The sequence below is a fragment of the Microbacterium sp. NPDC089186 genome, from assembly GCF_040685115.1.
Lineage (GTDB): Bacteria > Actinomycetota > Actinomycetes > Actinomycetales > Microbacteriaceae > Microbacterium > Microbacterium galbum.
The window spans coordinates 440,805-464,373 of sequence record NZ_JBFBHJ010000004.1; the positions used below are offsets into that span (position 1 = coordinate 440,805).

Annotated in this window: 20 protein-coding genes; 7 read left to right on the forward strand and 13 right to left on the reverse strand. The window is 71.2% G+C overall.

Annotated features, from left to right (window positions below; genetic code table 11):
• Nucleotides 1–25: 25 nt before the first annotated feature.
• The 5 genes from AB0N82_RS15985 to AB0N82_RS16005 are packed head-to-tail and all read right to left on the reverse strand — an operon-like array spanning nucleotide 26 to nucleotide 6,073.
• Complete coding sequence (locus AB0N82_RS15985; protein WP_363392980.1) at nucleotides 26–1,327, reverse strand: esterase; 1,302 nt, start codon at nucleotides 1,325–1,327, stop codon at nucleotides 26–28.
• Nucleotides 1,324–3,834 (reverse strand): DUF2156 domain-containing protein, encoded by a 2,511-nt coding sequence (locus AB0N82_RS15990; protein WP_363392983.1) that lies wholly within the window; start codon nucleotides 3,832–3,834, stop codon nucleotides 1,324–1,326. The genes AB0N82_RS15985 and AB0N82_RS15990 overlap by 4 nt, the downstream gene beginning before the upstream one ends.
• A 36-nt stretch (nucleotides 3,835–3,870) precedes the next feature.
• Nucleotides 3,871–5,175, reverse strand: a complete 1,305-nt coding sequence (locus AB0N82_RS15995; RefSeq protein ID WP_363392986.1) for a GNAT family N-acetyltransferase — start codon at nucleotides 5,173–5,175, stop codon at nucleotides 3,871–3,873.
• A gap of 53 nt (nucleotides 5,176–5,228) precedes the next feature.
• The gene (locus AB0N82_RS16000; protein ID WP_315993292.1) at nucleotides 5,229–5,471 is read right to left on the reverse strand and encodes a zf-HC2 domain-containing protein; all 243 of its coding nucleotides are present in this window, start codon (nucleotides 5,469–5,471) and stop codon (nucleotides 5,229–5,231) included.
• Nucleotides 5,468–6,073 carry a sigma-70 family RNA polymerase sigma factor gene (locus AB0N82_RS16005; protein WP_298875749.1) on the reverse strand — a complete coding sequence of 202 codons (606 nt, stop codon included), beginning with the start codon at nucleotides 6,071–6,073 and terminating at the stop codon, nucleotides 5,468–5,470. The genes AB0N82_RS16000 and AB0N82_RS16005 overlap by 4 nt, the downstream gene beginning before the upstream one ends.
• A gap of 112 nt (nucleotides 6,074–6,185) precedes the next feature.
• Between AB0N82_RS16005 and aroA the strand changes: the two genes are divergently transcribed.
• The 3 genes from aroA to bcp are packed head-to-tail and all read left to right on the forward strand — an operon-like array spanning nucleotide 6,186 to nucleotide 9,064.
• The gene (aroA, locus tag AB0N82_RS16010; RefSeq protein ID WP_363392989.1) at nucleotides 6,186–7,532 is read left to right on the forward strand and encodes a 3-phosphoshikimate 1-carboxyvinyltransferase; all 1,347 of its coding nucleotides are present in this window, start codon (nucleotides 6,186–6,188) and stop codon (nucleotides 7,530–7,532) included.
• Nucleotides 7,533–7,535: 3 nt separating this feature from the next.
• Nucleotides 7,536–8,594: a ribosome small subunit-dependent GTPase A gene (rsgA, locus tag AB0N82_RS16015; RefSeq protein WP_315993294.1), complete on the forward strand. Its 1,059-nt coding sequence runs from the start codon at nucleotides 7,536–7,538 to the stop codon at nucleotides 8,592–8,594.
• Nucleotides 8,591–9,064 carry a thioredoxin-dependent thiol peroxidase gene (bcp, locus tag AB0N82_RS16020; RefSeq protein ID WP_315993295.1) on the forward strand — a complete coding sequence of 158 codons (474 nt, stop codon included), beginning with the start codon at nucleotides 8,591–8,593 and terminating at the stop codon, nucleotides 9,062–9,064. The genes rsgA and bcp overlap by 4 nt, the downstream gene beginning before the upstream one ends.
• A 54-nt stretch (nucleotides 9,065–9,118) precedes the next feature.
• Here the strand turns inward: bcp and AB0N82_RS16025 are convergent, their stop codons facing one another.
• The gene (locus AB0N82_RS16025; protein WP_363392993.1) at nucleotides 9,119–9,499 is read right to left on the reverse strand and encodes a histidine kinase; all 381 of its coding nucleotides are present in this window, start codon (nucleotides 9,497–9,499) and stop codon (nucleotides 9,119–9,121) included.
• Nucleotides 9,500–9,710: 211 nt separating this feature from the next.
• Here AB0N82_RS16025 and AB0N82_RS16030 point away from each other — a divergent pair, with 211 nt between their 5' ends.
• Entirely contained in the window at nucleotides 9,711–9,959 is a 249-nt protein-coding gene (locus AB0N82_RS16030) for a WhiB family transcriptional regulator (protein WP_013583608.1), read from the forward strand.
• 133 nt (nucleotides 9,960–10,092) lie between these two features.
• Here AB0N82_RS16030 and AB0N82_RS16035 read toward each other — a convergent pair whose 3' ends face one another.
• Nucleotides 10,093–11,589, reverse strand: coding sequence for a PAS domain-containing sensor histidine kinase (locus AB0N82_RS16035; protein ID WP_056226906.1), 1,497 nt, complete (start codon nucleotides 11,587–11,589; stop codon nucleotides 10,093–10,095).
• A gap of 225 nt (nucleotides 11,590–11,814) precedes the next feature.
• Here AB0N82_RS16035 and AB0N82_RS16040 point away from each other — a divergent pair, with 225 nt between their 5' ends.
• Nucleotides 11,815–12,096 carry a DNA-binding protein gene (locus AB0N82_RS16040; RefSeq protein WP_363392996.1) on the forward strand — a complete coding sequence of 94 codons (282 nt, stop codon included), beginning with the start codon at nucleotides 11,815–11,817 and terminating at the stop codon, nucleotides 12,094–12,096.
• Between the two features lie 138 nt (nucleotides 12,097–12,234).
• Nucleotides 12,235–12,669, forward strand: a complete 435-nt coding sequence (locus tag AB0N82_RS16045; RefSeq protein ID WP_363392999.1) for an Rv3235 family protein — start codon at nucleotides 12,235–12,237, stop codon at nucleotides 12,667–12,669.
• Between the two features lie 237 nt (nucleotides 12,670–12,906).
• Here the strand turns inward: AB0N82_RS16045 and AB0N82_RS16050 are convergent, their stop codons facing one another.
• The gene (locus AB0N82_RS16050) at nucleotides 12,907–14,133 is read right to left on the reverse strand and encodes a pyridoxal phosphate-dependent aminotransferase (RefSeq protein WP_315993299.1); all 1,227 of its coding nucleotides are present in this window, start codon (nucleotides 14,131–14,133) and stop codon (nucleotides 12,907–12,909) included.
• Nucleotides 14,134–14,356: 223 nt separating this feature from the next.
• Nucleotides 14,357–17,155 carry a preprotein translocase subunit SecA gene (secA, locus tag AB0N82_RS16055; protein WP_363393002.1) on the reverse strand — a complete coding sequence of 933 codons (2,799 nt, stop codon included), beginning with the start codon at nucleotides 17,153–17,155 and terminating at the stop codon, nucleotides 14,357–14,359.
• 184 nt (nucleotides 17,156–17,339) lie between these two features.
• Between secA and AB0N82_RS16060 the strand changes: the two genes are divergently transcribed.
• The gene (locus AB0N82_RS16060; protein ID WP_315993301.1) at nucleotides 17,340–18,653 is read left to right on the forward strand and encodes a hypothetical protein; all 1,314 of its coding nucleotides are present in this window, start codon (nucleotides 17,340–17,342) and stop codon (nucleotides 18,651–18,653) included.
• 61 nt (nucleotides 18,654–18,714) lie between these two features.
• Here the strand turns inward: AB0N82_RS16060 and raiA are convergent, their stop codons facing one another.
• The 4 genes from raiA to mtrB form a co-directional block, all read right to left on the reverse strand.
• Nucleotides 18,715–19,377 (reverse strand): ribosome-associated translation inhibitor RaiA, encoded by a 663-nt coding sequence (raiA, locus tag AB0N82_RS16065; RefSeq protein WP_363393005.1) that lies wholly within the window; start codon nucleotides 19,375–19,377, stop codon nucleotides 18,715–18,717.
• A 120-nt stretch (nucleotides 19,378–19,497) separates the two neighbouring features.
• Nucleotides 19,498–20,136, reverse strand: coding sequence for a phosphoribosyltransferase family protein (locus tag AB0N82_RS16070; protein ID WP_363393008.1), 639 nt, complete (start codon nucleotides 20,134–20,136; stop codon nucleotides 19,498–19,500).
• An 87-nt stretch (nucleotides 20,137–20,223) separates the two neighbouring features.
• Nucleotides 20,224–21,882 carry an LpqB family beta-propeller domain-containing protein gene (locus AB0N82_RS16075; protein WP_363393011.1) on the reverse strand — a complete coding sequence of 553 codons (1,659 nt, stop codon included), beginning with the start codon at nucleotides 21,880–21,882 and terminating at the stop codon, nucleotides 20,224–20,226.
• The gene (gene mtrB, locus AB0N82_RS16080) at nucleotides 21,879–23,564 is read right to left on the reverse strand and encodes an MtrAB system histidine kinase MtrB (protein WP_315993305.1); all 1,686 of its coding nucleotides are present in this window, start codon (nucleotides 23,562–23,564) and stop codon (nucleotides 21,879–21,881) included. The genes AB0N82_RS16075 and mtrB overlap by 4 nt, the downstream gene beginning before the upstream one ends.
• Nucleotides 23,565–23,569 lie beyond the last annotated feature (5 nt).

Genomic DNA, 23,569 nt, shown 5'->3' on the forward strand with positions numbered 1-23,569 from the left:
GGAACCGCTCCCGTCGCCCCGCCTGTCAGGATGCCGGGGCCGCGAGCCCGAGGGTCGGCGCCATGGCCGGGATGGCGTACGCCAGGCTCCCATCGAGCGCTTCGCCGGTGTGGCCCGCGCCCTCGACGATGTGCGTCAGCACCGTGAAGCCTGCGGCGGTGGCCGCGTCGGCATTGTTCTGCTGTCCGGGGCCGTAGGTCGTATCCGCACTGCCCCAGGTGAACACGGCCAGGTGACCGGAGTACGTGCCGGCCGGCGCCGCGGCCATGATGACCGAGGGCTTGTTCGCCTGGAAGGCGGCGGCATCGCCGCCGTAGACGTCCGCGACGGTCTGCGCCACGTGCTCCGACCCGGGGAACTCGTTGCCCATGACGTCCAGCAGCTGCCCCCAGGTGTCGGGGTACTTGGTGCCGTAGAGCGCCGCGCACGAACCGCCGTTGGAGAAGCCGCCGATCGTCCAGTACCGATGATCCGTGATGACGTTGAGATTCTGTTCGGCCCATTTCGGCACGAGCTCGTTGATGTACGTCGACACGGCGCCGAACTTCGCCGAGTCCACGCAGGCGGGATCGTCGTCGGGCGCGGTGAGCTGATCGACGACGATCGCGATGGGCGCGAGGCCCTTGTTCGCCGCGGCGAAGGCGTCGAGCGCCTTCGCCAGGGCGGTCGGATCGGGCGAGCCGGGTTGCCCCATCATGAAGACCAACAGCGGCAGCGCGGGTGGGTTCGCGACCTGGGCGGCGGGCGGCAGATAGAGCGAGGCATCCCGCGCCGCGTACTGTCCGGTCGGGATCTTGCTGCTGCCGGTCAGCGCGCTCACGGATCCCTTCGTCGGCATCCCGGCCGGCGGCTCCCACGTCTGGTAGAGCGTCGACGGATCGCCGGCGGTGTCGCCGCGCTGCGGCAGGGATGCCGGGTCGAGTGCCTGCACGCCCAGGATCGCGGCGAGATTGTGCGTGACGCCGTACGACGCGTTGACGCCGAGGGCCCCCGCCAGCAGCGCGGCGATGACCGTGACCGCGCCGATGAGCCGCCGCGGCCAGGGTCGGCGGAGGAGTCCGACGACGCCGACGGCGACCGCCGCCGCCGCTCCCGTCGCCCACCAGATCGCGCCCGACGGCAGCGGTCCTTGGAAGGTGTCCATCGCCTCGAGGATCTTCGCCACGACGAACATCACGATCGCCGCGGCGCCGGCCACGACGCCGGTCAGCACGAGACGTCGCCGTCGCCACAGCAGCACGGCCACGACGCCGAGACCCGCGATCACCGCCGCGATCGGGAGCAACGGCGAGTCGATCAACTCGAACGACAGGACGAATCTGTTCATCGGCGCCCCTCCCACGCGGTCCTCGCCAAGGCGACCATCTCACGGCGAGAGGCGTCGGGCAGGTACGCGCGGCCGACGGCCGCCCCGATCGCGGGAAGCTGCAGCGGATCGCGGTAGGCCAGAGCCAGCGAGCGGTAGCGCGGGCGGAACTTGCCCTTGAAGCGGAACAGGGAGGCGAACCCGTACGCCGGCTCGAGCACCTCCGCGAGCCAGCGCAGCAGCGACCGCAGCGGAGCGGGGTCGCCGTCGACGGGCTCGTCGGGATCATCAGCCAGCGGTGCGCCCGACAGGCTGAGCACCACCGCGCCCTCCGCCTGCAGCTCCAGCGCCGCCTTGGCGATGAGGAACTCCATCATCCCGTTGGGACCGTCCGTGCGCCGACGCATGAAGTCGAGCGTCCACCCGGTGATCTCGCCGTCGGTCCAGCTCGGCATCCAACTGGTGACCGCCTCGATGCGCTCGTCGGGGCCGACGGCCAGCAGCAGACGCACGTCGCGGTCGCGCAACTCGTCGAGGGAACCGAGGGTGAACCCCATCTCGGGAAGAGCGCGGTCGGCGACCCACTCCTCGTCGATCGCCACGACCTGCGACGCCTGCGCGACGGAGAGCTCGTGCCACCGCGACCACACGGCGGTGTAGCCCTCGCGCTCGGCGCGGGTGAGCGGTTGGCGCACCTTCTGCCACGTCTTGCCCGCGAAGCTGAGCCCGGGCAGGTCCATCACGGTCTCGACGCCCACGGGCACGTGTCGCCAGCCCAGCTCGACCAGGTCGTCGAGCGTCTCGGAGTGCACGCTGTAGAACGCGGGTGTCCACCCGTGCTCCACGCAGTAGTCGGAGAATCCGGTCAACGCCTCGGGCCTCCGCCCCGCCGGAACCAGCGGATCCGCGACGGCCAGGGCCACGTCGCCCGCCAGGCGGTACGCCACGGCGCACTCGCCGTCATCCGAGTACCAGTGACGGTTGCCCTCCCAGGTGCCGAGGAACCCGAGGGTGTCGCTGCCGCGGCGCAGCAGGTCGCGATAGTGGGCCTCGCCGCCGGCGTCGGGTCGTCGCACGCGGCGGTACAGCCACAGGATGGCCGCCACCACGATCGCCCAGAACAGCACGCCGATCCATTGATAGGCGAACAACGCCGGACCGTGGTGCGGGAACGCCGTCCCCCCGCCGGGGTTGGTGAACGCGGGAGGGAAGAATCGGCGCAACGTCAGACCGAGAAGGTCGAGCACCGTCAACTCGCGGTCGAAGCTGCGACGTCCGACGGCCTCGACGATGAAGAGCGTCGCCGCGCACGCGAGGAACGCGAGTCCGATCACGGCGGCGACCGTTCGCGCCGCGGTGTGCGTGGCCCGCAGGGTGAAGCGCGCCCTGGCCACCACGAGGGCTGCGGCGAGGGCGAGCGGGATGAGGATGGATGCCACGGCCCACAGCACGTACTCCGCCCCGCTGCCGTCGACCCAGGGGTCGATGCGCAGTCGACCGTCGAGCAGCGAGACGACCGGGAGGACCGCCGATGCGGTCAGCACGAACAATGCGACGATCCACGCGGAGCGGCGTCCCTGACGCAGGCCCCACGCAGCGACCAGCAGCAGAACGAGCGGCGTGATCGCCAACAGCGCGGGCCCCGCGCCACGGGTCATGAGCAGCGCGACCTGTTCGTCGCACACCGACTGCGCCACCGAGCCGCACCGGCTGAGCAACTCGTCGTCGTATTGCGTGTAGGCGTCGACCACGAGCGACAGCGGCCCGCGACCGCCACCGCTGACGAGCGCGACGATCGGACCGCTGCCGACCACGGCGACCAACAGCGCGAGCAGCGTCCGCGTCTCGCGCGTGGAGCTGCGGTGCCACGAGCGGCGCTCGCGACCGCGGGAGAGGACCGACCCCACCCCCAGGCCGATGACGGCGGCGGTCAGGCGGTACCAGGAGTCGGCATCGCCCGCGTAGAGGGCGAAGAGGGCCAGCAGGGCGAAGCCCACCAGCCGCAGACGACGGCGCCACAGCGTGGGCGCGAGCGCCGACGCCGCCATCACGACGCCCGCGATGGGCGTCGTGGGATCGAGCACCGGGACCTCGGCGGCCACCACCGGGCGCAGGTCGGTCAACGTCCAGGCCGCCGCGTGCAGACCGATGCCGACCGCCAGTCCGGCGACGCCCAGCACCACGAGCAGCACCCCCGTGCGCCGGGAACCGAGCAGACGCTCGGCGTACGCGAGCACGGTGAGGGCGAGCAGCAGCGACGACACGGCATCCACCGTGGAATCGGGGATGGCGAGAGCGGTCAGCAGGGTCCACCAGCGGCCGCTCGCGACGGTGGCGAGCGGTCCCGCGCCCCACGCGGAGGCATCCTCGCCCCACAGGGTGCCCGTCGCCGCCGCCGACGCCACGATGAGCACGCTCGCGATGAGGGCGACGGGGTTCTCGCGCGCGTATCGGCGGAGGATCGCCCGCAGCGCGTCGAGCCGCGCCGATGCGCGCGTGACGGGCGGGGAGGGAGGGGCTTCGGACATCGGCGGAATCGTACGGCGGGATCCTATGAACGAGCGTCAGTACCAGATGTCCAGCAGCGGGGTCGCCGCGGGAGCGAACGCGGCGTCGAGCGCGGCGAGCGTCCGGGCTTCACCCCGGACGAGCCCGGCGGACGCCAGCTCGGTGGCCCGGACCCCGCCCAGCAGCAGGGAGCCGAGGGCGCCGACCGAGAGGTCGACGTCGACCGATGACCCCGCGGCCACCGCCTCGACGGCCGCCTCCCCCGCCTCATCGATGCGCACGGCCCAGACCCCGTCGGCGAAGCCGAGCGGGTCGTCGACCCGCGCGACCACCTCGAGCGGCGCCGCGTAGACCCGCGACGTCAGGGCACCCGGCACATCGAGCACGCGCAACCAGTGGTGGTCGGTGAGCGTCGCCGTCACCGCGCGGCGATCGGACACCATCCACTGCACCGGCGGCGCGGGGGCCTGCAGCCACGCCTTGACCTTGCCGACGAGATCGTGCTCGATCGCGAACCGCCACAACGCGGCGTAGGCGTCGTCGCCGTCGGCGAAGAGCGCCCGTACCGACAGGTCGTGCGCGGAGTAGTCGTCGGTCTCTTCGAGGGTGTAGACGAGGATGCCCCGCTCGGCGCCGTCGACGTCGCGGTAGACGACGGCCCGGACCTTGTCGGCCTCCTTGTCGCCGGGCGCCACCCCGGCCATCCCGCGCCACCGCCCGTCCCACCCCGGGACGGAACCCGGCCGTTGGACGCGGACGCGCTCGTGGATCGTGTGCAGCCGCTCCGCGATGCCGTCGCGCGGGATGAAGTCGAGCCGCCCCGGCGCCGTGGGCCCCGTCCATCGGGCACGCCGCGCGTCGACGACGACGTCGGAGGCCCACGCGGCGGGCGAGAATCCCCACCGACCGTAGATGGTCGCCTCGGTGACCGTCAGCCCGGCGAGCGCGAAGCCGGCCGCGGCCGCCGTCCGCAGCTCGCCGCCGATCATCGCGCGGGCGATCCCGCGCCGGCGATGCGTGGGTGCCACGGTCACCGCACTGATCGACCACAGATCGACGGCGCGACCGGGCGAGGTGGTCAACGTCGACGCCCACGAGTCGATCGTGCCGACGGGGACCTCGGGCTCACTGCCCGAGCGGTCGAACACCCCGGTCAGTCGGCGCGTGCGGAGCGTCTTGCGGGAGTTCGCGGCCTCGTCGTCGGTCGACTCCCCGCCGAGGAACCCTCGGGCCACCGCGCGCTGGAAGGGGCGGAAACCCCCGCCGTCGGCGTCGACCCGGGCGTATTCCAGACCGACGGCCGCCACCTCGGCGGCGGAGGTCTCGTCGAGGGGCAGCGTCAGCGTGTCGATGGATGCCATGACCCCAGCCTAGGGACCGCCTCCGACACGCGCCGCGTGCGTGCGAGAAGCGGTCAGTGGGTCGACTGGATCGCGCGCAGTCGCGAGAGCACCTGGTCGCGGAGCTCCTCGGGAGCGGTCTCCTTGCAGGCCCGCGCCACCACCTCGGTCAGCGTCCGGGCGATGTGCGCCTCGTCCTGGCATCCGGGACAGTTCTGCAGGTGCTCGCGGATGTCCTGCGCCTCGGTCTTGCAGACCTCGTTGCGCAGGTACTCCTCGAGGTCACGTCGCGCCTTGTCGCAGCCGCAGTCGCTCATTTCGTCTCTCCCGTCGCGGCCTGGATGCCGCGCTCCTTGGCGTAGTCCGACAGCAGGTCACGCAGAAGGCGTCGTCCGCGGTGCAGACGGCTCATGACCGTGCCGATCGGGGTTTTCATGATGTCGGCGATCTCCTGGTAGGCGAAGCCCTCGACGTCGGCGAGGTACACCGCCATCCGGAAGTCCTCGGGGATCGACTGCAGGGCGTCTTTGACGACGGATGCCGGCATGTGGTCGATCGCTTCGGCCTCGGCCGAGCGGGCGCTGCTGGCGGTGGTCGACTCGGCCCCGCCGAGCTGCCAGTCCTCCAGGTCGTCGATCGCGCTCTGGTAGGGCTCGCGCTGCTTCTTGCGATACGTGTTGATGTACGTGTTCGTCAGGATGCGGTAGAGCCACGCCTTGAGGTTGGTGCCCTGCGTGAAGCTGGCCCACGAGCCGAAGGCCTTCACGAAGGTCTCCTGCACGAGGTCGGCTGCGTCGGCGGGGTTGCGCGTCATGCGCATGGCCGCGGCGTACAGCTGATCCATGAAGGGCAGAGCCTGCTCCTCGAACTGTGCGCGGGGCTCCACCTCGAGCGGGCCGGCGTCTGCGGTGTCGTTCATCGCGCGCCAGTCTACGTCGCGTGCCGCGACGGCCACCGGGACGGTCGTCGCGGTGCGGTCGCGCTCCAGAAGTGCGGTCACGTGTCGTCCCCTTTCAGTAGAGTTGGAACCGATGACTCCCCTCGGGTATTCCCCTTCCGCCGCCACTCCCCGCGGTGCGTGGGACGCGCCCGTCGCCGACCACCCCGTGGATGCCACGGTCACCGTGCCGGGCTCGAAGTCGCTGACCAACCGCGAACTCGTGCTCGCTGCGATCGCGGACGGCCCGGGCACGCTGCACGCCCCGTTGCACTCCGACGACTCCGCCCGCATGATCGATGCGCTGCGCGCTCTCGGTGTGGGCATCGAGGAGGTCGACACGGGGTCCCCCTTCGGCCCCGACCTGCTCGTCACCCCGCCTGCGACCTTCCGCGGCGACAGCGAGATCGACTGCGGCCAGGCCGGCACCGTCATGCGCTTCGTCGCCCCGCTGGCCGGTCTCGCCCGGGGCGACGTGCACGTCACGGCGCACGAGAGCGCCCTGCACCGGCCCATGGGGGCGATGATCCACGCGCTGCGCGACGTCGGGGTCGACATCGACGACGGCGGACACTGGGCGCTGCCGTTCTCGGTTCGCGGTCACGGTCACGTGCGCGGCGGCGAGGTCGAGATCGACGCGAGTCAGTCGAGCCAGTTCGTCTCGGGACTCCTTCTCGCGGCGGCGCGCTTCGACGTGGGTCTGCACCTGCGCCACGTGGGCTCGCGCCTGCCGAGCGTCCCCCACATCGACATGACCGTCGAGTCCCTCGCCCACCGCGCCGTGCACGTCGAGCGTCCCGCCCCCGGCGAATGGATCGTGCCGGCCGGGCCCGTTCGCGCGAAAGACGTGCACATCGAACCCGACCTCTCCAACGCCTCGCCGTTCCTCGCGGCGGCGATGGTCACCGGCGGATCGGTCACGATGTCGGGCTGGCCGCTGCACAGCACGCAGCCCGGCGCCCTCCTCGTCGACATCCTCGCCGAGATGGGAGCCCGCGTCAGTCGCCGCGGCGGTGCCCTCACCGTCGCGGCGGGCGACGACGGCATCCTGGGGGTCGATCTCGACCTGTCCGCCGCCGGTGAGCTCGCGCCCACCCTCTTCGGACTGGCGGCGTTCGCCGACGGCCCGACCACCCTGCACGGCATCGGGCACATCCGCGGGCACGAGACCGACCGCATCGCCGCCCTCGTGGGAAACCTCCGTTCGCTCGGCGGCGAGGCGCACGAGCTCGAAGACGGCATCCGCATCGTGCCTCAGCCGCTGCACGGCGGCGAGTGGAAGGCCCACCACGACCACCGCCTCGCGACCACCGGTGCCCTCATCGGGCTCCGTGTCCCGGGCGTGCAGATCGACGACATCGGCACCACCGCCAAGACGCTTCCCCAGTTCGCGGGTCTCTGGCGCGCGATGCTGGGCCCGGATGCGGATGCCGGGGACTGACGCGTGAGCTGGCTCGACGACGCGGACGACGACGACCTGGAGTTCGACGAGTCGTCGATCCGGGTGCGTCCCAACCCCAAGGCCAACCGCCCGCGCACGAAGCGGCGCCCGGCGCACGCCGACGCGCAGATCGCGCGCGTGCTCGGAGTCGATCGCGGGCGCTACACGGTCCTGGTCGATGAGGACGGCCCCGACGAACGGCGCGTGCTCGCCACCCGGGCGCGCGAGCTGCGCAAGCAGCCCATCGTCAACGGCGATCGGGCGCGCGTCGTGGGCGACCTCTCGGGCGACGAGGGCACGCTCGGGCGCATCGTCGGCATCGAGGAGCGCACGTCGCTACTGCGCCGGAGCGCCGACGACACCGATCAGGTGGAGCGGGTCATCGTCGCCAACGCCGACCAGATGCTCATCGTCGTGGCGGCGGCCGATCCCGAACCGCGGGAGCGCCTCGTCGACCGCTACCTGGTCGCGGCGCTCGATGCCGGCATCCGCCCGCTCCTCGTCGTCACCAAGACCGACCTGGCCGACCCGAGCGAGTTCCTCTCGCACTTCGCCGGCCTCGATCTCCGCGTCTTCACGAGCGCGCAGGGCGACATGCCGCTCGACGAGATCGGCGAGGCCATCGCCGGCCACGCGACGGTGTTCGTCGGGCACTCGGGCGTGGGCAAGTCCACCCTGGTGAATGCGCTCACCGGCTCCGAGCGCGCCACCGGACACGTCAACACCGTCACCGGTCGAGGCCGCCACACGTCGTCTTCGGCCGTATCGCTGCGCTATCGCGGCCCCGCCGGTTCGGGATGGGTCATCGACACACCCGGCGTCCGCTCCTTCGGGCTGGGCCACGTCGACCCGGCGCACGTGCTGGGTGCCTTCACCGACCTCGCGGAGGTCGCCGAGGAGTGCCCCCGCGGGTGCACCCACCTGCCCGATGCCCCCGACTGCGCGATCGTGGAGGCGGTCGAATCCGGGCGCCTGGGTCCGGGGGCCGCCGCGAGACTCGATTCCCTGCAGCGCCTGCTGACGACGTTCCAGGGCATCGAGCGCTCTAGGCTGGACGGGTGACGAACCTCGATAAGGGCGACACGGCGCCCGATTTCACCCTTCTCGACCAGGATGAGCACCCCGTCTCGCTGGGCGACTTCCGCGGACGCCGCGTGATCCTGTACTTCTACCCCGCCGCGCAGACGCCCGGGTGCACAACGCAGGCATGCGACTTCCGCGACAGCCTGGCTTCGCTGCAGGGCGCCGGGTACACCGTGCTCGGCATCTCGCGCGACACCCCCGAGAAGCTGCGCGCGTTCCGCGACAGCGACGGGCTCACCTTCCCGCTGCTGAGCGACCCCGACCACGCGATCCACGAGGCGTACGGCGCGTGGGGCGAGAAGCAGAACTACGGCAAGACGATCACCGGCGTCCTGCGCTCGACCTTCGTCGTCGACGAGGACGGCAAGATCGTCGAGGCCCTGTACAACGTCAAGGCGACCGGCCATGTCGCGCGTCTGCGCAAGACGCTCGGTCTCGACGCCGCCTGACTCCGAGCTCCGAAGGCCCCGCCCCGCTCTCGCGGCCGGCGGGGTCTTCTCACGTCAGTCGTCGTCGCGACGCCGCGGGGCTGCGGCGCGGACCGCCAGGGCCAGCAGAATCAGTCCGATCACCGCCGGGACGGCGATGAGGAGCGCGATGCCCGGCGCGGCCCACTCCCCCGTGATGGCACCGATCGCGACCGACAGCACGAGAAGCTGGGTGACGATGCCGCCCGACCGACCGGCCGACACGTCGCGCGCGGTGGCCACCCCGAAGGCGGCGACGATCGCGGCGCCGATCACCGTCAGGACGATCAGGGCGATGGAGCTCACCACCGAGTCGGTGTCGCCGCCGATGAGGGCGACGGTCTGCCATCCGGCGAGCGCCAGGATGCCGACGGCCTCGAGTCCGAGGAGGGCGGCGGCCGCCAGGCGAATGGGCATCCGAGAGCCTCCCCGACGGGCGCGGCTGCGCCGTTACGATCCGGAAACCTGCCGGTTACCTCTTGATCAGGCGGAATCGCTATGGGAGCATGGAACAAGCCGTGTGCTCCCACAGCGAAGTGGGGCGAGCAATCGCTCGCGTTCCCACCAGGGTACCGGACCCGAATCCCGGTGCCGAATCGTCGAAATTTCTGTTACAAGGAGCACCCCTATGGATTGGCGCGACAAAGCAGCCTGCCTGACCGTCGACCCCGAACTGTTCTTCCCCGTCGGCAACACCGGCCCCGCGGTCGACCAGATCGAGAAGGCCAAGTCGGTCTGCGCGCGCTGCACCGTCACCGAGGTCTGCCTGCAGTACGCCCTCGAGTCCGGTCAGGACTCGGGCGTCTGGGGCGGTCTGAGCGAAGACGAGCGTCGCGCGCTCAAGCGCCGCGCCGCTCGCGCCCGCCGCGCCTCCTGACCTCACGGCATCCGCCGTTCGACGAAGCCCGTCCCTCCGGGGGCGGGCTTCGTCGTGCCGCGGGAGGGAGAGGCGCGCAGACCTCGCCCCGAGAACGGCGGGACTCCCGCGTACCCGCGAGCAACGCGATGCCTCAGGCGGACGAGCCGCCGATGTAGCGCAGCGGGATCTCGATGGTGACCTCGGTTCCGCTGCCCATCAGCGTGTGCCAATCGATGGTTCCGCCGAGCTCGCCCTGGATGAGGGTGCGCACGATCTGCGTTCCCAGACCGCGGCCCACCTGGCCCTCGGGCAGGCCGACGCCCGTGTCGCGGACGCTGACCTCGAGCATCTCGCCGGTGCGTTCGGCGGCGATCTCGACGTCGCCCTCCTGACCGGCGAGCCCGTGCTCGACCGCGTTGGTCACCAGCTCGGTGAGCGCGAGCGCGAGGGGCGTGGCGAACTGGCTGGGCAGCGTGCCGAACTTGCCCGTGCTGCGCGTGCGCGCGCGGGTGTTGGGGGCCGCCGCGACCTCGGCGACGAGCTTGAGCACGCGCGCGAAGACGTCGTCGAAGTCGACGTTCTGCGCGAGGCCCTCCGACAGCGTGTCGTGCACGACGGCGATGGCCGAGACCCGTCGCATGGCCTGCGTGAGCGCGTCTCGCGCCTCGTCGGAGTGCGTGCGCCGCGCCTGGATGCGCAGGAGCGACGCCACGGTCTGCAGGTTGTTCTTCACCCGGTGGTGGATCTCACGGATCGTCGCGTCCTTGGTGATGAGCTCCTGCTCCTGGTGGCGGATCTCGGTGACGTCGCGGCTGAGCACGATCGCGCCGATGCGGTTGCCGCGATCGCGCAGGGGGATCGTCCGCAGCGAGACCTGCACGCCGCGCGCCTCCATGTCGGCGCGCCACGGTGCGCGCCCGCTCACCACGACCGGGAGCGACTCGTCGACGTCCTGTCGCTTCGCCGGCAGGATGCGAGCGGTGACCTCGGCCAGCGACTCGCCCTCGAGCTCGTCGTCGAAGCCCATGCGATTGAACGCCGATAGCGCATTGGGGCTCGCGAAGGTCGTGATCCCGTCGACGTCGAGACGGATCAGTCCGTCCGACGCGCGCGGGGCTCCACGACGAGGTGCGGTCGGCGCGGACAGGTCGGGGAACTCCGCCGAAGAGATCATGCCGAACAGGTCGTCGGCGCAGTCGTTGAAGGTGATCTGCTGACGCGACGGCGTGCGCGTCTCGCCGAGGTTCGTGTGCCGGGTCAGCACGCCGACCGTCGTGACGGCGTTGCCCTCGCGGGAGAGCTCACGCACGATCGGCACCGCACGCACGCGCGTGGGGGTCTCCTCGAACCAGTCGGGGGATGCCGAGTCGACGATGCGTCCGCTCTGGAACGCCTCGCGCACCTGGGTGCGCCACTGCGGACGTACCCGGTCGCCCACGATGTCGCGGTAGAACAGCGTCGCCGCTCCCCCGGGCCGGGTGTGCGCGACGGCGACGAAGGAGTCGTCGGGGGTCGGGACCCAGATGACGATGTCGGCGAAGGCGAGGTCGGCGAGCAACTGCCCGTCGCCGGCGAGGCGGTGCAGCCACTCGACATCCGCCTCGCTGGAGCGACCTTGGGCGTAGACGAGTTCACTGAGTGTCGACACCCCTCCACCCTAGGGGCCGCTCCTGCGTCGTCGCGCGCCGCGCGACGCGGCGGACGCGTCGCGGGTGATGCGACGGGTGAAGGTCCTGTGTGTCCGGCGCCCTGGGGTGGCGAAAGCCGATCACGGAGGATTCCTGGGACCACCGCCGTTCCCCCGGTCGACCGCCCTTTCGCACGGGCGCGGGTGAACCCCGCACTCCCCCGGAAAGGGGGACATAATGACGGGATGCCGGTTGATCCCTCACCCGAAGAGAGATTCGTCGCACTCGAGCACGCCGCCGCCGCCCTCGCGCTCACGCCCGACGAGATCGTCGCCCTCGTGCACGAGGGGCACCTGCGAGGAGCCCCCCTCGGCTCACCCGCACGGTGGCGCATCGACCGCGACAGCGTCGACGCCTACGTCGAGGCCCGGATCGAGGACGCCCGCCGCGCGGCGCTCTGGCGGCAGTCGCAGGCCGCGAGCTTCCCCGAGCTCTGGGGCCGGGGCGAGCTGCGGCACGACGACTGACCGCGCCTCCTCCCCACCTCACCCCTCGCATCGGTCATCCACAGGTGGCGCATAAGCGCGGTGTCGTACGCCCACGCTCCCCTACGCTCGGCCGCACGTTCATCCGCACTCGCCGAATCCGCACGACGGAGGGGACCCATGTCACTCGCACCCGAACCCGACCCCGAACGTGCCCGCTCATCGCGACCGCGCGGTGAGGAGTTCTTCGCCCGGCAGAGGACCTCGACCGATCAGCTCCCCGCACCCGAGGTCTTCGTGCGAAACATCGTCCGCGGCATCCTCGAGGTCCTCGCCGGGGTGCGCGAGGTCGAGCAGCTCGCGCGCTGGCTGTCGGAAGAGGTCTACCGCTCGCTCGTGACGCGCGCCAATCTCGCCGCCCGCGCCCGCAGCGCCCGTCGCGTGCCCGCCCGTCGAGACGTCCACGAGATCCGCAGCGTCCACATCTCCTCCCCCGCGGACGGGGTCGTCGAGGCGACCGTCACCGCGTCCGCGCGCGTCCGCACGCGCGCCATCGCCGTGCGCCTGGAGGGAATGGACGGACGCTGGCGCGTGACGGCACTGGGCCTGCTCTGAGCACTGTCGCCGCGCGGCATCCGTCGCGACCGGCGACGCCTCCGCAGGGCCGCCGAACGCCCGCCCCTTCGGGGCGCGCCGACGCTCGCCGTGGCTCGGAGCTCGCCGTCACGACGCGGCGCCCACGCCGTGGCGCGGCCGGCCGCACATCGAGCACCTCCGGCGCACGGTGGCCGCCGAGGCCTGGTGCCACCGGCGGGCGCGTCGGGATCCGTGCGCCTCGCGGTTGGCGCCGCCCTACGGGCGCCAGGACGCGAGGAAGTTGCCGAGCCGCTCGATCGCGTCGCTGATGACGCGGGCCTCGGGCAGGGTGACGATGCGCACGTGGTCGGTCGCGGGCCAGTTGAAGCCCGACCCCTGCACGAGCAGCACGTGCTCGGCCACCAGGAAGTCGCGCACGAACTTCGCATCGTCCGGGATCTCGTACACCTCGGGGTCGAAGCGCGGGAACGCGTAGAGCGCGCCGCGCGGCAGCACGCAGGACACCCCGGGGATGGCCTCGAGGCCCTGCCACGCGGCATCCCTCTGCTCGTGCAGACGACCCGAGGGCGCGATCAGCGCGTCGATGGACTGCACCCCCGACAGCGCCGCCTGCACGGCGAACTGCGCCGGCACGTTCGGGCACAGTCGCGTGGATGCCAGTAGGTTGATGCCGTGCAGGAAGCCCTGCGCGTGCTCCTTGGGACCCGTGATCGCGAGCCACCCCGAGCGGTAGCCCGCGACGCGGTACGTCTTGGACAGGCCGTTGAAGGTCAGCACGAGCAGGTCGGGCGCGATCGTGGCCATCGGAATGTGCACGGCGTCGTCGAAGAGGATGCGGTCGTAGATCTCGTCGGCGAGCACGAGGAGCGAGTTCTCGCGGGCGATGTCGGCGATGCCTTCGAGGATCTCGCGCGAGTACACCGCGCCGGTGGGGTTGTTGGGGTTGATGACGACGATCGCCTTGGTCCGCGGTGTGATCTTCGACCGGATGTCCTCCAGGTCGGGCTGCCACTCGCGCTGCTCGTCGCACAGGTAGTGCACGGGCGTACCGCCGCCGAGGCTCGTCATCGCCGTCCACAGCGGGTAGTCGGGCGCGGGGATGAGCACCTCGTCGCCCTCGTCGAGCAGGGCCTGCATCGTCATCGTGATGAGCTCGGAGACCCCGTTGCCGAGGAACACGTGATCGGGGTCGAGGTGCGGGAACCCGGGCTCCTGCTCGTAGCGCGACACGACAGCGCGCCGCGCCGACAGGATGCCGCGGCTGTCGCTGTACCCGTGCGCGTTCGGCACCGAGGCGATCATGTCGCGAACGATCTGGTGCGGCGCCTCGAACCCGAAGATCGCCGGGTTGCCGGTGTTGAGCTTGAGGATCGCGTGCCCGTCGGCCTCCAGTCGATCGGCCTCGACGAGGGCCTCCCCGCGGATCTCGTAGAGGACGTCTTTCAGCTTGGACGACTGGTCGAGAGGGCGAAGCGGGCTCATCGGTTCAGGATATCCCCGGGCCGATCCGGCCAATCGACACCGGGTGGACCGCATGCGGTCGTCCCCGCCGGCGGCGGAGATCGTCGCGCGGATCCCGCGGGCGAGGGACCGTGACGACGGCGACCGCTGCGAAGCGGCGCCGAACGGGACCACTGCGCGTGCGGGGGTGAACGACGGATGCCGTGCCCCGGCAGCGGGACACGGCATCCGTTCTTCGAGGGCCTTACTTCTTCTTCGCGGCGCGACGATCGGCGCGGTTGCCGGGTGCGGCGTCCGCGGGAGCGTCGGTGCGCTGGCCGAAGGCGCCGCGCGCGCCTGCCGGAGCGGCCTCGGCGGCCGGAGCCGCCGGCTGGGCCTGGCGGAGGCGGTTGGTCGCCGCCTGCTGCACCTGGCCGCGGTCGTTGCGCACCTCGACCTCGCCGGCATCGTTGGCCGCGGAGTACTCCAGGCGCTGCGTCTCGACCGGGGTGGGCGTCAGGCCCTTGGCCTCGACCTGCGCCGCGGGCTCGCCCTCGACGCTGCGCACCTCGACCTCGAGGTTGTACAGGAAGCCGACCGACTCCTCCTTGATCTGCCCCATCATCGACTGGAACATCTGGTAGCCCTCGCGCTGGTACTCGATGAGCGGGTCGCGCTGGGCCATGGCGCGCAGGCCGATGCCGTCTTTGAGGTAGTCCATCTCGTAGAGGTGCTCGCGCCAGCGACGGTCGAGCACCTGCAGCACCACGCGGCGCTCGAGCTCGCGCAGAGCCTGCTCACCCAGGGCCTTCTCGCGGTTGTCGTAGGCGATGCGCGCGTCGGAGATGATCTCGCGCTTGAGCCCCTCGGGCGTGATCCGCCCCTTATTGCCGCCGGCCTCGGCCACGACCTCGTCGATCGTGACACTCACCGGGTAGAGGGTCTTGAGCTCGGTCCACAGGGCGTCGAAGTCCCACGACTCGGTGTGACCCGATCCGGTGTGGTCGTCGATGACGGCCGTGATGGCGTCTTCGATGAAGTGCTGCACGCGGTCGGCGATGTCGTCGCCCTGGAGCATGTGACGGCGGTCGGCGTAGATGGCCTCGCGCTGGCGGTTGAGCACGTCGTCATACTTCAGCACGTTCTTGCGCATCTCGGCGTTGCGCGCCTCGACCTGCGACTGCGCGCTCTTGATCGCCCGCGACACCAGGCCCGACTCGATCGCGACGTCGTCGGGGAAGTTGGTGCGCGCGAGGATCGCCTCGGCGGCGCCCGACTGGAACAGGCGCATGAGGTCGTCGGTGAGCGACAGGTAGAACCGGCTCTCGCCGGGGTCGCCCTGTCGGCCGGAGCGACCGCGCAGCTGGTTGTCGATACGCCGGGACTCGTGCCGCTCGGTCCCGAGCACGTACAGACCGCCGGCCGCGGTGACCTTCGCCGCCTCTTCGGCGACGGTGTCGCGCATCGTCGTGTAGACGCCGTCCCACTCCGCCTCGTAGGCCTCGGGCGTCTCGACCGGGTCGAGGTTCTTCGCCTTCATCTCCTGGACGGCGAGGAACTCGGCGTTGCCGCCGAGCATGATGTCGGTACCGCGACCGGCCATGTTGGTGGCGACGGTGACGGCGCCGAGGCGACCGGCGCGGGCGACGATCTCGGCCTCACGGGCGTGGTTCTTGGCGTTCAGCACCTCGTGGCGGACGCCCTTCTTCGCCAGCAGGCGGGAGAGGTACTCGCTCTTCTCGACGCTCGTGGTGCCGACAAGGACCGGCTGGCCCTTCTCGTGGCGCTCGACGATGTCTTCGACGACCTGGGCGAACTTCGCCGTCTCGTTCTTGTAGACGAGGTCGGCCTGATCCTTCCGGATCATCGGCTTGTTCGTCGGGATCGGGACGACGCCCAGCTTGTAGGTCGACATGAACTCGGCGGCCTCGGTCTCGGCGGTACCGGTCATGCCCGAGAGCTTGTCGTACAGGCGGAAGTAGTTCTGCAGCGTGACGGTGGCCAGCGTCTGGTTCTCGGCCTTGACCGGCACGCCCTCCTTCGCCTCGATCGCCTGGTGGATGCCCTCGTTGTACCGGCGACCGACGAGGATGCGGCCGGTGTGCTCGTCGACGATCATGACCTCGTCGTTCATGACGACGTAGTCGGTGTCGCGCTTGAAGAGGGCGATCGCCTTGATCGAGTTGTTGAGGAACGAGATGAGCGGGGTGTTCGCCGACTCGTACAGGTTGTCGATGCCGAGGTAGTCCTCGACCTTCTCGATGCCGGGCTCGAGCACGCCGATGGTGCGCTTCTTCTCGTCGACCTCGTAGTCGACGCCGGCCTCGAGGGTGCGGGCGAGCTTGGCGAACTCGGCGAACCAGCGGTTGGCCTCACCCGATGCCGGACCCGAGATGATCAGCGGCGTGCGCGCTTCGTCGATGAGGATCGAGTCGACCTCGTCGACGATGGCGAAGAAGTGCCCCCGCTGCACGAGGTCTTCCTTGCGCCACGCCATGTTGTCGCGCAGGTAGTCGAAGCCGAACTCGTTGTTCGTGCCGTAGCTGATGTCGGCCTCGTACTGCTCGCGGCGCACCTCGGGGGTCTGGCCCGCCACGACGGTGCCCGTGGTCATACCGAGCGCGCGGTAGACGCGGCCCATCAGCTCGGACTGATAGCTGGCGAGGAAGTCGTTCACCGTGATGACGTGGACGCCCTTGCCCGCGATGGCGTTGAGATACGCCGGGAGGGCCGCGGTCAGGGTCTTTCCCTCACCGGTCTTCATCTCGGCGATGTTGCCCAGGTGCAGGGCTGCGCCGCCCATGATCTGCACGTCGTAGGGACGCTGTCCGAGCGTGCGCTTGGCCGCCTCGCGGACGGCGGCGAAGGCCTCGGGCATGAGCTGGTCGAGCGTCTCACCCGCGTCGTAGCGGGCACGCAGCTCGATGGTCTCGTTGCGCAGTTCGTCGTCGGTGAGCTGCTCGTAGTCCTCTTCGAGGGCGCCGGTCGCCTTCACGACGCCCTGCAGGCGGCGCAGGATGCGGCCTTCGCCGGCGCGCAGCAGTTTCTCGAGCGGATTTGCCACGAAGAATCTCCATCTGTCGGGTGCGGCGCCCGCGCGGACGCCGGCCTGCGAACAGGCATACGCCCCTCATGCTATCCGTGTTACCCGTTCGTGACCTGCGAGGAGGCCGCAATCCGGACGTCTCTCTGCGCGCCCGCAGCGAACACACGGCGACGGCCGGGAACCCGCCGCTTAGGATCGAGCCATGGCCGGTTTCTGGGGCAAGAGGAAGCGCGAAGAGCAGGACGCGGCGGATGCCGATCTGGCACGTCGAGCCGAGCTCGCGATCGTCGCTGCCGACGAACGGGTCCGGCTCACCTCCGACGAGCTCGACTTCGCCCGCGCGGAACTCGGCGACAAGGCCACGGAGGATCTCGCGGCGGCCCTCGACTCCGTTCGCACGCACCTCGCCGAGGCGTTCCAGCTGCACCAGCTGAACCACGACGAGATCCCCGACACCAAAGAAGAGCTGCGCACGCGCAACGCCCGCATCATCCAGCTCTCGGAGTGGGCCGAAGACCTCCTCGAGGAGCGCACGCAGGTCCTGCAGCCGAAGATCGACGCCGTGCGTCGCGCGCCCGAGACCCTGGCGCGCGTGCGCGCCGACCGCGACCGCCTCGCCGCACGGATCCCCGGCGCGCGGGAGGTCGTCGAGCGCCTGTCCCGCCGGTACAGCGAGTCCGCTCTCGCCCAGATCGGCGGCAACCCCGATGAGATCGAGCAGCTCCTCGACTTCGCGGTGCACACCGCGGGCGTCTCGGAGCGACGCCGCGAAGCCGGCCAACGGGAGCAGGCCTCCGTCGCCCTCGAGGCCGCGACCGAGGCGGTCCGACGCGCGGAATCGCTTCTGGATGCCGTCGACACGTTCGAGATCGAGGCGCTGCGCGCCGAGTCGACCCTCGCCGCCGTCGTCGACGACTCGCGCACCGACCTGGTCGAGGCACGCCAGGGCGCGCAGACGCCCGCGGTGACCGCGGCGATGGCGACCCTTCAGCAGGCGCTCACCGCCCTTCCCGCGTCGGGGACGCGCAGCGACCCCTTCGCCGCGCTGTCGTCGCTGCGCCAGGCCAACGCCGCCCTCGATCTCGCCCGTGAACGTGCCGCGCGTCCGGTGCCGTCGCAGGAGCAGGTGGAGCACGCGATCGACGACGCCGATCGTCAGCTGGCGGTCGCGCGGGGCCTCATCACCGGGCACCGGGGATGGATCGGCGCCGATGCGCGCACGCGCTTCGTCGAGGCGGAGCGCCTGCGCGCCGGCCTCCCGCTCGGGCCGATCGCGGAGGACCAGCGCGAGACGGCTCTCGCCACCGCACGACGCGCCGGGTCGCTGGCATCCGAGGCTCTTCAGATCGCCCAGCGCGACATCGAGCAGTCCCGCCCGAACGACTGGGGCGGGGACGGCTACGGGCGCGGCGGCGGCTACGGACGCGGAGGCGGCATGGGCGGCGGCAACATGGTCGGCGGCATGCTCGGCGGTCTCGTCATCGGCTCGCTGCTCGGCGACATCTTCGACGGCTGAGCTCTCGCCCGTCACGACGACGCCCCCGGCCATCCGGCCGGGGGCGTCTTTCATGCCTGCGTCAGGATGCCACGGAGACCATCGGCGACGCCTGCGTCGTCAGCTCGATCACGCCGTAGTCCCATCCCTTGCGGCGGTACACGACGCTCGGGTGGTCGGTGCGGGCGTCGATGAACAGGAAGAAGTCGTGGCCGACGAGCTCCATCCGGTCGACCGCCTCTTCGACCGTCATCCACTCGGCCTCGAACTCCTTCTGGCGGATGACGACGGGGCAGTAGTCCTCTTCTTCGACGCTGTCGTCCTGCACCGGCACGGACCCGGTGGCGACGGCGCGCAGAACATCGACGGAGGCGGGCTCGACATCGATTCCGGAGAGTTCCCCGGTGCCCTTCTCGAACTTCGCACCGCGGGGGTGGTTGCGGGCGTCGACGCGCTTGTCCTTCGCGCGGCGGACCTGCTCCGAGATCTTGTCGACCGCGAGGTCGAGAGCGGCGAATTTATCGGCGTCCGTGGCCTCGGCCCGCACGACGGGGCCCTTGCCGTCGAGGGTGAGCTCGACCGTATCGTCTTCCATTCGACCGTTGCGATAGGAGCGATGTGTGACCTTGACTTCGAGGGTGTTCGCCCGGGGAGCCAGGTGCTCGATGCGGCTGACCTTCTCTTCGACCACCGAGCGGAATCGATCGGTGATTCCGACTCCCACGCCGACGATGTTGGTGTCCATCCGTGACCTCCTTGTTCCGGGTTCCGCCCGGTCTAAGGGCGGAACGTCCGTCGCCTTCAGTCATCCCTACGCTAGTGCTGCGGCACCGCGCTGTCACGTGTCAATCACCTCTGGTTCACCTCAGAGACCCCCGCGTCGCGGCGTGTGCGCCAGCGTTACGGCGACCACCGTGGCAGCCCCTGCGTCGCGCAATGCCCTCGCCGCCTCGAGCAGGGTGGCTCCCGTCGTCACGACGTCGTCGACCACGACGACGGGCAGCCCCGTGACACCACGGGCGACGAACGCTCCCCCGACGTTGCGGCGACGCGCGTCGCGATCGAGACCGCGCTGATCGCGGGGGGCGCGCCGCAGACGCAGCACCCGCTGGTCGCGGTGCCCCGCTCGACGCAGGATGAGCTCGACCGGGCGATACCCCCGTCGGCGGAAAGCGGCACGCGTCGAGGGCACGGTGGTGATCACGGCCTCGGGCGGGATGGCGCCCAGGACGGCGCGCAGGGCGGGGGCGAGAGCGCTCGCGAGGGCGGTGCGGCCGTCTTCCTTCAGGCCCCGGATGATCCGGGCCGTGGGTCCTGCGAAGACGAGGGCGCTCGTGACGGTCAGCTCCGGCGCGAGGACGCGGCGCACCGGCTGCGGAGCGAGGGCGCGGCGGCATCCCTCGCACAGCGCCGTATCGAGAGCGTCGCATCCCGCGCACGCGACGGGGAGCCAGAACGTCAGCGCGTCGCGCGCCGCGTCGGCGAGGAGGGACCGGGGATCCATTCCTCGAGCCTGGAGGAGCCGATCGCCGTCCGGGGGCCCGATTCCCGCACGGTGGAGGGATCGCCGCCTGGGGAGGAGCGGGTCACCTCAGGAGGTGGTGCCCTGTTGCGCCGCCAGGACGCGGATGCCGGAGGCCACGAGCGTCCACGAACTGCCGCGCCGGCTGTAGAGCCGTCCCTGGTCGTCCAGGACGCGCACGCTCGTACTGCCGGCGGCCAGCGTACGGGCCCCGTCGGGGGCGGTCGCCTCGGTGCCGCGTCCGCCGACGTTGAGCTCGCGCAGACGGTCGACGCCGTCGACGTCGACCAGGACGCCCAGCGTCGTGTCGTCGAGCCATGCCAGGTCGAAGGCGCCCTGCTGGCTGAACGACAGCACGTGCGGCGGGCCGAGGTTGACCTCGGTGCCCTCGCGCTCGATACCGGCCACCCACACCTCGCGCACGCCCGACACCGTGACGACGGCCGCGATGCGCGTCCCGTCGCGGGAGACCTGCATCGACACGATCTCGGAGGCGTCGGGCCAGGCGTTGCCCACCTCCCGGGGGACCCCCTCGGCGGTGATCGCGCGCACCTGCGTGGGGGCGTTGGCAGGAACGCTCCAGATCTCGCCTTGGCCGTCGATGGAGGGGGCGATGAGCCCGGCCCGGTCGTCGAGCAGGAACGTGCGGCCGTCACTCAGGGCGCTCGCGACCGTCCCCTGCTGGGTGCGGACGGCGGCGAGGCTGCGGTCGGCCTCCAGCTCGACGGCGACGGGGTTCAACGACTCGATGGCATCGGAGAGGCCGTCGATCGGCTCCACCGCGTCCCCGGCGAGCGCGCCGAACACCCCGGCCGTGGTGAGCACGGCCGGCGACGGGTCCACGCGCGTGACGCGCACCGCGACCTCGGACGCGGCGATCGGCGTGCCCTCCACGGTCATCTGCACCTCGTTGATGCCCGCGGTGGCGAGACTGCGCACGAGCTGCGTCTGCATGCGATCGAGCGTCGTGCGGTCGAGGCTGAGCGCCGCCCGCGGGAGCTGGACCTGCGCGATGCCGTCGGAGGACAGGGTCACGGATCGTCCCACCAGCGAGAGCTCGTCGGGGAAGGCGCTGCGCACGGCGCCGGCCAGCCACGCACTGGGCTGACCGTCGACGAGGGCGGTCGCGACCCGGCTCGCCACGAGGGGCCGCGGGAACCAGCGGACGTCGGGGACGATGAAACTGTAGGTCGGGTCGAAGTACGCCACGGATGCCGACTGGTAGACGGTCGGGAAGACCTCCTCGTACAGCACCACGCCGTCGGGCGCGGAGGTGATGCGCCACTGGTCGTCGACGCGCGCGAGCGTGTAGCTCAGGGTCTCCGCGGCGCCGGCGGCCGTCGGGGCGTACGCACCGTCGGCATCCACCGCCGCGACCGTGGTGAGGGCCACGGCGACCGACGTGCCGTCGGCGCTCGGAGTCGCGCGCCGATCGGCGAGGCGGTCGATCGTCACGCGCGAGCGGGGGTCCCACTGCGTGCCGGGCGCGAGGAAGAGCTTCGCGGTGGCCCAGTCGTCGGCGGGACCGGAACCCGCGCGCAGGAACCCCTCGACGATCTCGGCGGGGGTGGCGTCGTCCTGGGGACCGTCGGGCACGAAGGCGAACGCCTGCGTGTCGTCGACCTGCGGTCCGCGCCCCGGGTTGACGTATCCCGAGGTCGGCAATCCCGTGCACGCGGTGAGGGCGAGCACGAGCATCAGGGTCACCAGCGAGAGGGCGCGTCTCATGTCGTCCTCCGGACGCCGGGGCGGGTCGAGATCGGCTGCGTGAGCCCGAGCGCTTCGAGCGCTCCCCCCTGCTCGTCGTCGGGCACGAGCGGGAGGGGCGAACCGGTGACCGGTCTGCCGTCGCGCGGGAGCGTGAGCACGAAGTTCGACCCGCGCCCCGGCTCCGACCACACCGCGAGGGTCCCGCCGTGCAGGCGCGCGTCGCCGAGGGCGATCGACAGCCCCAGCCCCGTTCCGCCGATGGTCCGCACGCGCGAGGGGTCCGCGCGCCAGAAGCGGTCGAAGACGCGCTCGACGTCTTCGCTCTTCATGCCCAGACCGAAGTCGCGCACACCCAGGGCCACGGCATCCCGGTCGCTGTCGACCGAGACGACGATCGGCCGCCCCTCACCGTGCTCGATCGCGTTGCCGAGCAGGTTGCGCACGATGCGCCGCACCCGGCGCGCGTCCATGTCGACGGGCGTGTAGCCGCCGGGGGCGACCAGCCGCACGTCGGAGCCGTGCCCGTCGGCCAGCTGCTCCATCGACTCGATGACGTCTTCGGCGAGGTGCGCCAGACTCGTCGCCTCGCGCTCCAACTGCACGGATCCGGCGTCGTAGCGGCTGATCTCGAGCAGGTCGGTCAGCAACACCTCGAAGCGCTGCACCTGCGCGTGCAGCAGCTCGGCGGCCCGACCGGTCACGGGATCGAACTCCTCGCGCTGGTCGTTGATCATGTCGGCCGCGAGCTTGATCGTCGTCAGCGGGGTGCGGAGTTCGTGCGAGACGTCGGAGACGAACCGCTGCTGCACGAGTGAGAGGTCGGCGAGCTCCTTGATCTGCGACTCGATGCTGTCGGCCATGGCGTTGAACGAGCGGTTCAGCGTCGCCAGCTCGTCCTCGCCGCGGACGGGCAGGCGCACCCCCAGGTCGCCCGCGGCGAGCTTCGCGCTGGTCTCGGCGGCATCCGCGATGGGGGTCGTCACCGACCTCAGCACGAACCAGGCGATCGCGCCGATGAGCACCACGAGCACGAGGCCGACGACCCACAGCAGCACCTGCACGAAGGCGAGGGTCTGCGAGGCGCTCGTGAGGTCGTATCCCATGTACAGCTCGTAGGAGTCGACACCGTCCTCGGCGGGGAAGCGCAACTGGTGGCCGACCAGGATGCCGGGCACATCGCGCCCGTTGTCGGAGGGCAGGGACACGGACTGCCACCACTGCAGATCGGGACTCGACTGCACCTGCGTCCGCAGGGCCTCGGTGACGAGGTTCGACTCGAACGCGGGTGAGATGAACGGCTGGGGAGCGAGCGGCGACGGCGGGCCGATGCGGTAGAGCGCGATCAGATCGCTCGAGGACTGCTGCGACAGCCGGGTGGCGATGCCGTTCATCAGCGTCTGCGCGGCGGCGGGGTCGGTGGAGTCGACCGCGGCGTCGAGGGTCGCCTGCGCGGCCGCCGTGGCGCGCTGCGCTTCGAGGAGCACCTGGTCCTTGCGCGCGGTGAAGAGCTCGTTCTGGATGACGAGGGCCATCGCGACGCAGGTGACGAGGATCGTGGCCGCGGTGAGGGTCACCGTGATGACGATCGTGCGGAACCGCAGGGAGCGCCGCCACAGCGTCGCGAGGCGGTCGCGGATACCCCGCCAGTCGCGCCATCCGTCGATCCGCGGCGAGGAGACGGTGCGCACGGCGCCCGTCATGGAGA

Coding starts and splice junctions, on each gene's coding strand:
- mtrB (WP_315993305.1), bottom strand. CDS start 23,564: ATGACGGGCGCCGTGCGCACCGTCTCCTCGCCGCGGATCGACGGATGG.
- AB0N82_RS16050 (WP_315993299.1), bottom strand. CDS start 14,133: ATGAGCCCGCTTCGCCCTCTCGACCAGTCGTCCAAGCTGAAAGACGTC.
- AB0N82_RS16000 (WP_315993292.1), bottom strand. CDS start 5,471: ATGAGCGACTGCGGCTGCGACAAGGCGCGACGTGACCTCGAGGAGTAC.
- aroA (WP_363392989.1), top strand. CDS start 6,186: ATGACTCCCCTCGGGTATTCCCCTTCCGCCGCCACTCCCCGCGGTGCG.
- AB0N82_RS16005 (WP_298875749.1), bottom strand. CDS start 6,073: ATGAACGACACCGCAGACGCCGGCCCGCTCGAGGTGGAGCCCCGCGCA.
- AB0N82_RS16070 (WP_363393008.1), bottom strand. CDS start 20,136: ATGGATCCCCGGTCCCTCCTCGCCGACGCGGCGCGCGACGCGCTGACG.
- AB0N82_RS16040 (WP_363392996.1), top strand. CDS start 11,815: ATGCCGGTTGATCCCTCACCCGAAGAGAGATTCGTCGCACTCGAGCAC.
- raiA (WP_363393005.1), bottom strand. CDS start 19,377: ATGGACACCAACATCGTCGGCGTGGGAGTCGGAATCACCGATCGATTC.
- AB0N82_RS15995 (WP_363392986.1), bottom strand. CDS start 5,175: ATGGCATCCATCGACACGCTGACGCTGCCCCTCGACGAGACCTCCGCC.
- AB0N82_RS16025 (WP_363392993.1), bottom strand. CDS start 9,499: ATGCCCATTCGCCTGGCGGCCGCCGCCCTCCTCGGACTCGAGGCCGTC.
- AB0N82_RS16075 (WP_363393011.1), bottom strand. CDS start 21,882: ATGAGACGCGCCCTCTCGCTGGTGACCCTGATGCTCGTGCTCGCCCTC.
- AB0N82_RS16060 (WP_315993301.1), top strand. CDS start 17,340: ATGGCCGGTTTCTGGGGCAAGAGGAAGCGCGAAGAGCAGGACGCGGCG.
- AB0N82_RS16045 (WP_363392999.1), top strand. CDS start 12,235: ATGTCACTCGCACCCGAACCCGACCCCGAACGTGCCCGCTCATCGCGA.
- AB0N82_RS15985 (WP_363392980.1), bottom strand. CDS start 1,327: ATGAACAGATTCGTCCTGTCGTTCGAGTTGATCGACTCGCCGTTGCTC.
- AB0N82_RS15990 (WP_363392983.1), bottom strand. CDS start 3,834: ATGTCCGAAGCCCCTCCCTCCCCGCCCGTCACGCGCGCATCGGCGCGG.
- AB0N82_RS16030 (WP_013583608.1), top strand. CDS start 9,711: ATGGATTGGCGCGACAAAGCAGCCTGCCTGACCGTCGACCCCGAACTG.